Raw genomic sequence first — 9,665 nt, 5'->3', positions numbered from 1 at the left:
ACCTTGATAAAAACGGGTACTGCCTAAGTGCGACAAGGCGAGAAGAAAGTCTTTATTATTTGGGGAGAGTAAGGTATAATTCATTATGTATTGGTGAGAGAGAAAAGAAGACAGGGGAGCGTGAACTCCAATGCTGTCGCCTTTTCTCTCTTTCTTTCTGTCAGATTTGTATACGTTTCCTTATTTTACCTTTGCTGGAGACATTTGACAAGAAAAAAAGCAATGTGATCCAGCAGTGTATTCACGTCTGCTGGATCACATTGCTTTTTTTCGCCTCTTTTTTATCGGTATAGAATGCTTTTCTACATCTACTCAAGCAATATCCTTTTTATACCATCTCTCGTCCCATTAGTCAAATTTTTACTTACTAAGCTATTTTTCTTTACTTAATATAAATTACTCGACAGTGATGATTGATTCACTTTTATTTAAAAGAACGTGATGCAACAAAATTAAGTATATGAGTGAAAAACTGTGATTTATTATCTTTTTATCAGCTATACCAGTGACTTGTTTTATTGTCCTTTTTTTATATTTACTATGGTCTCTCTTCGTGATATCTTACCTTTTGTAAACCACATACCTTATAATCTGTAAAATAGAGGAGTATACCAATTATGCCTGACAGAATAGAATACGATTCAATCGGTCCGTTGCCCATCCCAGAACATGCTTACTATGGTGTGCAGTCCTTAAGAGCAAAATATCACTTTTCACTCTCTCAAGAAAAACTTCATCCCTTATTTGTAAAGAACTTGGCTGTAATTAAAAAAGTAGCGGCTGAGACTAACTGCAAAGCGAACGTGTTGACAGAAAAAACAGCTGAAGCAATCGTGCGCGCCAGCGAAGAAATTGTCGACGGCCACTTTAGGGAAGAATTTATTGTAGATGCTGTCCAAGGCGGAGCCGGCACTTCAGCAAATATGAATATAAAAGAAGTGATAGCACATAGAGCCAGTGAACTGATGGGTGGAACGAAAGATACATACGCTCTTGTGCATCCGAATGATCACGTCAACTGCTCCCAATCAACGAATGATGTCTTTCCGACAGCTGGTAAGCTGACAGTAATCGATTTGATGCATCCACTCATATTGACCCTTTCTCATCTAGATAAAGTGCTTGGTGAGAAGTCCGAAGAGTTTACTGGTGTACTGAAAATGGCTAGAAAACCGTTGCAGGATGCTGTTCCGACCACCTTAGGTCATTCATTTAGAGCGTACCAGTCGGCTGTCAGTAGAGACATTCACCATCTAAATTCTGCAATGGAGACTATGTATACAGTCAATATCGGTGGCACCGCGATTGGTAGTAGCATCAATGCCCCAGAAGGATATGTAAGCAGAATCGCAACTAACTTGGCAGAAGAAACAGGGCTGCCACTAAAACAGGCCGAAGATTTGTTTGATGCCACCCAGAGTGTGGATAGTTTTGTCAGAGTATCTGGAGCGGTTAAAACGGCTGCACTGACACTTTCAAAAATGAGTAACGACTTGAGACTCCTTTCAAGTGGTCCAACTGCAGGTTTTGGAGAAATCAATTTGCCCGCTAAGCAGAATGGTTCTTCAATTATGCCCGGGAAAATCAACCCCGTTATTTTAGAAGTGGTCTCTCAAGTAGCTTTTGAAATTATTGGAAATGACGTGACAATAACGATGGCTGCAGAATCGGGACAGCTGGAGCTAAATCCTTTTGAACCAATTATTTTTAAAAATTTATTCAGTTCGATCGAGCTCCTAACGAATGCTGCTCGCACCCTTACTGCTAATTGTATTGAAGGGATCACTGCCAACAAAACTCACTGTCAAGACCAGGTAGAACGAAGTGTGGGAATCGCCACGTGTTTTTGCCCTTATATAGGTTACGAAAAGGCTGCACATATAGCTAAAGAGTCCCTGAGAACCGGAGTCAGCGTTAGACAGCTTCTACTCGACAGTAAATGGATGAGTAGAGAGCAAATAAATCACATACTCGACATTGGTCAATTAGCCCGAGGAATAAGCAATTCTGAAGACAACGTGACCCCTTTGTTCGTCTAGTGATATAAATGATTTACATTTATTTATAGCTATCTGAGAATTTAGTGTTGACAGGTGATGTAAAAACTTGCTATAGTAATGAGCAACAGGAAACAAACATCATAAATGCGTAAAGATAAGTACTATTAGGAAGTCTTCTCAGAGAGCCCCGACTGGTGAAAAGGGGTAGGATGGAAAAATAGGAAAATGGTCTTTTAAAGCTTCGGGCAGCTATTTACACCTGTTCAAGCTGAAGCAGATTGGACGAATGTAAAAATAAGTCCACTACGGTCACACCCGTTACAGTGTCACAGTATCACGCACTTCTTGTGCAACGTACTGGTGGAGGCAATGAGAAGAAATTCCATTGCAAAGCAAGGTGGTAACACGAGACTATTTCGTCCTTGGAGGAAGTTCGCTTGAAGCGGACTTCTTTCAGGGACTTTTTTAATACCTGAAAACAATATAAGTGAAACACGTAAGAGATGAGTAAATGACACTAAAGTAAAACAGAGAGCCTGTGCATGCTGAAAGCAGGTTTACTTGAAGACATTGAATATGGTCTCTATGACAAACTTGCACGGCATGACTTCTACGCAAGTTCAAGTGGGATACCGATCCTTTTATAGGCTAGGCTATCACGGCAGCAACCGTTACTGCTTTTGAGAAAGAAGAATTGATACTCTTCTTTCCTCAATGAGGTGTTTTTTGCGAGAAAGACACAAACAAAGGTGGTACCACGACTTAAGCGTTCGTCCTTTGATTAGACTAAATAAAACCGGTTTGCTGGTTTTGACTGTCTAATCAAGGCGACCGCTTTTTTTATGTCATCAGATGCTCATTCAGCAGATAAAGGGGAGAGAAACAATGATAGAACTGAAACATATCGATGTACACTTTGAAACGAAAGAACATATACTTCATGCCGTTCGTGATGTATCACTGACCATTGAAAAAGGAGATATCTACGGGATCGTCGGCTATTCAGGAGCTGGAAAAAGTACCCTTGTGAGAACGATCAATTTACTGCAGCGCCCTTCAAACGGGACTGTTCATGTCAGTGGTCAGGACCTTCTGGGGTTGAATGCAAAAGACCTGCGTAGTGCACGAAAGAAAATAGGCATGATCTTTCAGCATTTCAATCTGATGAATGCTCGCACAGTCGCTGGGAATGTTCATTATGCCTTGCGTTCAAGCTCCTTGTCTTCTGAAGAGAAAAAACTGAAAGTCACAGAACTTCTTGACCTAGTTGGTCTAGCTGATAAACACGATGTCTACCCTTCCCAATTATCAGGCGGTCAGAAACAGCGTGTAGGAATAGCCCGGGCATTGGCCAATGATCCCGAAGTCTTGCTCTGTGATGAAGCGACGAGTGCGCTGGACCCCAAGACCACTTTGTCGATACTGGAATTGCTGAAAGACTTGAATGACAAGCTTGGATTGACCATTGTCATTATCACTCATGAAATGGAGGTAATCAAAGAGATTTGCAATAAAGTAGCTGTAATGGAAAATGGTTCAGTCGTTGAAGAAGGGGATATCGTGTCCATCTTTACTGATCCTAAGAATGCATTGACCCAAGAGTTCATTAACACGGCAACCCACATTGATCAGGCCTTGGTGAAACTGGCCAAACACCCATCAATTCTTGATCTCCATGATAACGACACCGTTGTAAGGCTCTCATTCGTTGGTCAGAGTACAAATGAACCGCTCATAGCCAGTCTCTATTCACGATTTACGGTTACGACAAATATCTTGTATGGTGATATCGAAATTCTCTACGATACCCCTATTGGAAATTTGATCGTCATATTAAGTGGCTCGTCTCAACAGCTAAAGCAAGCTGTCAATTATCTCGAATCACAGCAGGTAACCGTCCAGCAGCTTGAAAAAATTCAGCTGGTAAACAAATCGAAAGTAATTCCATTGAATAGAGAGAAAATTATTTAGTTTCGGGAGGAAAATAATATGAATAGATTACTTAACTGGTTAGAGACCATCGCACCTAATGTCTGGGCAATTCCTGACCGCATTCTTCAAAGCACATGGCAGACCATCTACATGACTCTGATTGCAGCAGTAATTGCAGGAACAATCGGAATCACGTTCGGAGTGATCTTAGTCATAACGAACAGACGAGGTATTCTGGAAAAACCACGGTTATATAATAAATTAGAGCAGTTTATTAATACAGGGCGTTCCGTCCCATTTATTATTCTGATGGCTCTGCTCGCACCTTTCACTCGCTTTATTGTAGGGACGACGATTGGAACGACCGCTGCCATTGTGCCCCTAACTATCGGGATTATTCCTTTTTATTCACGTCAGGTTGAAAATGCTTTGCTTGAAGTTGATCCTGGTATAGTAGAAGCTGCTGAATCCATGGGGTCCTCACCGTTGGAAATTATATTCGGCGTATATTTAAAAGAAGGCCTCCCTTCTCTCGTTCGTGTGTCTGCAGTATCGATTATTAATCTAATCGGTCTGACTACCATGGCAGGCGTCGTTGGGGGCGGTGGTTTAGGCGACTTAGCTATTGCTAGAGGATACAACCGTTATCAACTGGATATCACTATTGTCTCCACTCTTTTGATTATGCTGATCGTCTTTGTCACCCAATGGATCGGACGTATTCTGATCAGAAAAACAACACACTAACAAACAAGCTAAATTACATTAACACAATAATAAAAATAGAATGGAGAAATAATGATGAAAAAAGGATTTTTAGCTCTACTAAGTATTGTATTCGCGGTTGTACTGGCTGCTTGTGGAAATGATGGAGAAACGGTAAGATTGGGGGTAGTGGGCGAAAATAATGAAGCCTGGGAAAGCGTTCGAGATCGGCTGGCGGATGAAGGAATCAACTTGGAAATCGTTACTTTTTCAGATTATCAAACCCCTAATACAGCTCTAGCTGACGGAGATATCGATTTGAACGCCTTTCAGACTGTAATCTTCTTAGAAGACTTCAATGATGATACCGGAAATGACTTGACTCCGATTGGCGATACAACGCTCAACCCTTTAGGTATTTATTCTGAAGACGTGGAAGATGTATCAGATATTCAAGAAGGAGACACAATCGTTATCCCGAACGATGCTTCAAACGAAGGTCGCGCATTGATTTTATTACAGTCAGCAGGGCTTCTTGAAGTGGATCCAGAAGCAGGGAACCACCCCGTCGTAGACGATATAACAAGCAATCCATTAAATCTGAATATCGTGACCGTTGCAGGAAACCAGACGGCTCGCTCATTAACTGATGCCGCTGCAGCTGTGATCAACGTCGGTATGGCTGTTGATGCTGGCTTGATCCCTTCACAGGATGCGATTTTCCTTGAGCCTGTGAATGAAGATTCAGAACCATACGTCAATGCTATCGTTGTCCGCTCTGAAGATGTTGACAACGACATATATCAGCAGATTGTTGACACTTACCAGACAGATGAAACAGCTGAAATCATTGCAGAAACCACTCAGAACTCTTCCATTCCTGTTTGGGATTAAATTTAACCAAAAAAAGGATCTATCACTCTGTAACTACACAGAATGGTGGATCCTTTCTTTTTGACTAGAACTATTTTTTATCCATTAACTAAACGTTCACGCAGTTTGTTGGAGAAAATCTCAACTGCCAGGATTAGAACAACCAGTCCAATCAGGATTGATCCGACTTCGCTCCATCTGTAAGAACGCATGGCGAAAATCAGAGGTGCCCCAATTCCTCCAGCTCCAACTAGTCCCAGTATGGTTGCATCACGCAGGTTCATATCGTAACGGTAGATCGTTACAGACAGGAAGCTTGAGAACAGCTGTGGCAGAATGCCGTAACGTACTTTCTGGTAAGTCGTACAGCCCATAGAGGTCATGGCTTCAAGAACGCCTCTGTCCAGGTTTTCAATGACATCCACGTATAAACGCGAAATCATACCGATCGAAGTCAGAGACATCGTCAGCACACCTGCATATGGACCAGGTCCAGTTACACGGATGAACATTAACCCGTATACAAGTGAAGGAATGGTCCGGATAAAGATAACGACCAGACGTGTCACAAAGGCTACAGGTCTGGAAACGATACTTGGAGACATCAAGAATGAGATCGGGATCGCCAGAAAGGACCCGAATACTGTTCCTAAAAAGGCGATGGCGATCGTTTCAAACAAGAGCCCTGGTACCCCTCCACCTGATGTGAAGTCAAACAGGAATTCCAGGTCCGGTGAAAACAGCCCACTGAAAATGTTTGTTGCTATCTGTGTCCCGCGCTGATCAAAACCAGTGATATTGACTCCCATGAATGACCAGATGATAAGAGCAGTCAGGATGATTGCAATAGTTGATAAATAAACTTTACGATTTGGTGCTTTTTCAAGTTGCTGTGCAACAGCTTTATTCATTATTCTCTGCTCCTTTATTAAGTCAGTTTCATTCGGAAGTATTCACTGATGCGTTCAATCACGAAGACAACCAGCATCAATATCAGAAGGACCATTCCCACGCTCGGGTAGTCTCTCCAGCCCAAACGCTCGTCCAGCAGGAGACCGACTCCTCCGGCTCCTACATAACCAAGAATGGCTGCAAATCTTATATTTCCTTCAAAGGCGTATAATGACACAGACAAGTAGGTTGGAAGAACATCCGGTACGATAGCATAGCGGAAAGCTTCCACTTTGGACAGACCCATGGATTCATGCGCTTCAAATGCCCCCATATCGACATTTTCAATATGTTCATACATCAGTTTACCAATATAAGACAGGGTAAAGAGGAAAATCGCTACCGTTCCGGCCATAGTTCCCAGTCCGAAGATGAACGTAGCAATCAATGCAGAAATCAGCGTAGGCAGCGTTCTTAAAATACTCAGGAACAGTTTGAAAAAGCCGTTTAATAACCGGTTCCTTATTATGTTACTGGATGACAGCAAAGCAAACGGTATAGCCAGTAAGGCTCCGGCAATGGATCCCAGAAGTGACATCTGAATCGTATCGAAAAGCGGGCCCCATACATTATTCATAAAATTAAAGTTTGGCGGGAACATGGCAGTTAGTATGACAATGAACTGATGTCCTCGTGTTCTTAACATCGACAGGTCCACACCTGTGACTTCCCCTGACACAACCGTCACGAATAAAACGATCAGAAGAATAAAAGGAGCTCGGGAAGCACGCTGTTTCACTTCTTTTCCATTCGACAAAGTATAGGTCTTAGGTTTGAAAATCTTATCGTATACTGTTTCTCTCATGCTCGTCCCTCCTAGACCTCTGCTTCTTCCGGATCATCCATTTTAGGAACATTGTCGATACTGCCGTAGATCTGGTCCAGTACATCCTGAGAAACATCTTCGGATTTTCCATCATACACGACTTCTCCCTGACGGATACCGATTACGCGATCGGCATACTCCAGAGCCAGTTCGACGTGGTGAATGTTGATCAGGATAGACATGTTTGTTTCCTGATTGATGCGTTTGAAGTCGTCCATGACCACTTTAGCTGTAACTGGGTCAAGGGACGCAACCGGTTCATCTGCTAAGATGATATCAGGGTTCTGAGCAATCGTACGGGCTAGTGCCACACGCTGCTGCTGTCCACCCGAGAGCTGATCGACACGATTATAAGCTTTGTCCAGGATGCCTACTTTATCCAGGGCTTCAAGTGCTTCTACTTTTTTCTCCTTAGGAAACAGACCAACGAGCTTTCTCCACCAGGACAGTTCAGGTACAGATGAAATCAATACATTATTGATTACTGATGTACGTGTCACTAAGTTGAACGACTGAAAGATCATTCCAATTTTACGACGGAAAGAACGGATCTGCTTTCCACTCAGTTTTCCGACATTTACATCATTAACGGTCAATGTCCCCTCATTAATTTCATGCATACGGTTGATGCAGCGGATAAGTGTTGATTTTCCGGCACCCGACAATCCGATGATCGCAACGAATTCTCCCTGATCAATGGTCAGATTTACATTTTTTAAGGCAGTGACCCCATTCGGGTATGTCTTGTTTACATCTTTAAATTCTATCATTTTGGCCTATTTCCTCTCTGGAGATAATCAAAAAGAAAGCCGGGAAAGGGCGCTCCCAGCTTAATTTTTCATTTAGTTTAGTCGTAAATTCTTAAATTATTCAGACATGTCGCGTAGAATCTGTTGTGCTTCTCTTTCTACGTCATAGTCTTCGCTTGTTGCAGGCTTATAACCTTCGTGTGAGTAGATCGCGATGACTTCGCGTCCTTCGTCTGTCTGTGCAATGTTGATGAATGACTGCTGTAGAGCTTCGATCAGATCGTCATCCATGATTTCTGAGAACTTGCTGACACTGATTGTATCGTTGTAGATTCTTGGTGTTACACCGACGACATCTGTATCTTCCCAAATATCGTTTTCAGCACCAAAGTCTTCTTCCCAGATATCAACATAGTCGCGACGTGCATCTGCGTAAGCAACAATCAGATCGACCTGTTCAGCTGCCAGTCTTGCAAATGAGTTCGCATAAGAGTCAGCTTGAACGATTTGGCTTAGGTCTGTCAGAGACTGACCAAAGTTTTCCTGCAGCCAGATTGTTGGATAAATGTATCCGGCAGATGAAGAAGAGCTCATAACGCTCCAAGACGCTGAATCAAGATCTTCCCAAGTAAGTTCTTCTCCGCTGTTAATTTTATCAGCTAATTCTCTACCTTTTTCAGATGGACCTGCGATCAGGATTGAACGGTAGTACGTCACCTGTTCGTCAGTACCTTCAGTCGGTTCGTTTTCATTCCAGTCAGCTGGGTTTTCTGAATCGTTGTTCAGACCAGCACGTGTTGCAGTCAGAATAACTTCTGCAGAATCATCATACAGGACGTATGTTCCACCTGGAAGGAAGCCCACATCAAGTGTTCCGGCAGACATTGCTTCTCCAACCGCTTCATAGTTTGTTCCTACAGTAATTTCAACTTCGCCGACATCGTAACCATGTTCAGCCAGCTCAGCAATCAGGAGATCTTCTAATGGTTCAGTTGCAACATAAATCTCGTCAGGGTCACGTGAAGGGACAAATCCAACTGAAATTTCATCGATTTCGATCATATCTTCGCCTGCAGCGCCATTTTCATCGGCTCCGTCAGTTTCTTCTGCTGTTTCCTCAGCGCCTTCTTCATCGTTTCCGCAAGCCGCAAGTAGCATAACTGAAGCTAGTGTAATACCTAAACCTTTTAACCATTTCTTAGACAAAATAATTCCTCCCAATTCTATGTTGCACATGTATGTGCTGTAAAAATGTACGATTAACGCACTGTTCGATATTAACATTCGGTAATTTAAAAGTCTATCACTTTTTTTAAGTTTGTTACATCTTTTAATTTGCTAAAAAACGAACAATGTAGGTCAAGCACCACTCCTTCTTTATCTGTAATTCCAGTATACCTGGATAGAAGGCCTATCTCCACCCTTTTTTTGTAAAAATCTTGTAAATGTGACTAAACTTTTACTCTTTTATTTTCTGCTGGATAGTATAGAATAGAACGGGAGTTTGACAGTTGAAACCAGGAAAAAGTGACATAACCAAAAGGTATTTTTTCCTTGACTGTTCTTTTTCACACCCCAAGAAGGATAGGTCGGAATACATTCCACGATCTCTTCTGTACTCATGGCGTG

At 42.3% G+C, this 9,665-nt stretch carries 8 protein-coding genes; 4 read left to right on the top strand and 4 right to left on the bottom strand.

Going from position 1 to position 9,665, the window contains the following annotated elements:
• Nucleotides 1-617 precede the first annotated feature (617 nt).
• The 4 genes from BLR76_RS10085 (at nucleotide 618) to BLR76_RS10070 (ending at nucleotide 5,531) form a co-directional block, all read left to right on the top strand.
• On the top strand, nucleotides 618-2,039 hold the full coding sequence (locus BLR76_RS10085; RefSeq protein WP_091268629.1) for an aspartate ammonia-lyase: 1,422 nt from the start codon (nucleotides 618-620) through the stop codon (nucleotides 2,037-2,039).
• Nucleotides 2,040-2,885: 846 nt separating this feature from the next.
• Complete coding sequence (locus BLR76_RS10080) at nucleotides 2,886-3,971, top strand: methionine ABC transporter ATP-binding protein (protein WP_091268628.1); 1,086 nt, start codon at nucleotides 2,886-2,888, stop codon at nucleotides 3,969-3,971.
• A gap of 18 nt (nucleotides 3,972-3,989) precedes the next feature.
• Entirely contained in the window at nucleotides 3,990-4,679 is a 690-nt protein-coding gene (locus BLR76_RS10075) for a methionine ABC transporter permease (protein ID WP_091268627.1), read from the top strand.
• A 54-nt stretch (nucleotides 4,680-4,733) separates the two neighbouring features.
• Nucleotides 4,734-5,531, top strand: coding sequence for a MetQ/NlpA family ABC transporter substrate-binding protein (locus BLR76_RS10070; protein ID WP_091268625.1), 798 nt, complete (start codon nucleotides 4,734-4,736; stop codon nucleotides 5,529-5,531).
• A gap of 77 nt (nucleotides 5,532-5,608) precedes the next feature.
• On the opposite strand, the gene phnE (BLR76_RS10065) is transcribed toward BLR76_RS10070, so the two are convergent.
• The 4 genes from phnE (BLR76_RS10065) to BLR76_RS10050 all read right to left on the bottom strand — a co-directional run bounded on the left by phnE (BLR76_RS10065) (nucleotide 5,609) and on the right by BLR76_RS10050 (nucleotide 9,242).
• Nucleotides 5,609-6,421 (bottom strand): phosphonate ABC transporter, permease protein PhnE, encoded by an 813-nt coding sequence (phnE, locus tag BLR76_RS10065; RefSeq protein WP_091268623.1) that lies wholly within the window; start codon nucleotides 6,419-6,421, stop codon nucleotides 5,609-5,611.
• 17 nt (nucleotides 6,422-6,438) lie between these two features.
• Nucleotides 6,439-7,266 (bottom strand): phosphonate ABC transporter, permease protein PhnE, encoded by an 828-nt coding sequence (gene phnE / locus BLR76_RS10060; protein WP_091268621.1) that lies wholly within the window; start codon nucleotides 7,264-7,266, stop codon nucleotides 6,439-6,441.
• A gap of 11 nt (nucleotides 7,267-7,277) precedes the next feature.
• The gene (gene phnC / locus BLR76_RS10055) at nucleotides 7,278-8,057 is read right to left on the bottom strand and encodes a phosphonate ABC transporter ATP-binding protein (protein WP_091268616.1); all 780 of its coding nucleotides are present in this window, start codon (nucleotides 8,055-8,057) and stop codon (nucleotides 7,278-7,280) included.
• Nucleotides 8,058-8,153: 96 nt separating this feature from the next.
• Complete coding sequence (locus BLR76_RS10050; RefSeq protein ID WP_091268614.1) at nucleotides 8,154-9,242, bottom strand: phosphate/phosphite/phosphonate ABC transporter substrate-binding protein; 1,089 nt, start codon at nucleotides 9,240-9,242, stop codon at nucleotides 8,154-8,156.
• Nucleotides 9,243-9,665 lie beyond the last annotated feature (423 nt).

It is taken from the genome of Alkalibacterium thalassium, from assembly GCF_900101165.1.
GTDB lineage: Bacteria > Bacillota > Bacilli > Lactobacillales > Carnobacteriaceae_A > Alkalibacterium > Alkalibacterium indicireducens.
The sequence above is the reverse complement of the archived record's forward strand: the minus strand, read 5'-3'. Positions and strand labels throughout refer to the sequence as shown.

Bases quoted from the DNA above. Each gene is read 5' to 3' on its own strand.
- BLR76_RS10085 (WP_091268629.1), top strand. From the start codon at position 618: ATGCCTGACAGAATAGAATACGATTCAATCGGTCCGTTGCCCATCCCA.
- BLR76_RS10080 (WP_091268628.1), top strand. From the start codon at position 2,886: ATGATAGAACTGAAACATATCGATGTACACTTTGAAACGAAAGAACAT.
- BLR76_RS10075 (WP_091268627.1), top strand. From the start codon at position 3,990: ATGAATAGATTACTTAACTGGTTAGAGACCATCGCACCTAATGTCTGG.
- BLR76_RS10070 (WP_091268625.1), top strand. From the start codon at position 4,734: ATGAAAAAAGGATTTTTAGCTCTACTAAGTATTGTATTCGCGGTTGTA.
- phnE (WP_091268623.1), bottom strand. From the start codon at position 6,421: ATGAATAAAGCTGTTGCACAGCAACTTGAAAAAGCACCAAATCGTAAA.
- phnE (WP_091268621.1), bottom strand. From the start codon at position 7,266: ATGAGAGAAACAGTATACGATAAGATTTTCAAACCTAAGACCTATACT.
- phnC (WP_091268616.1), bottom strand. From the start codon at position 8,057: ATGATAGAATTTAAAGATGTAAACAAGACATACCCGAATGGGGTCACT.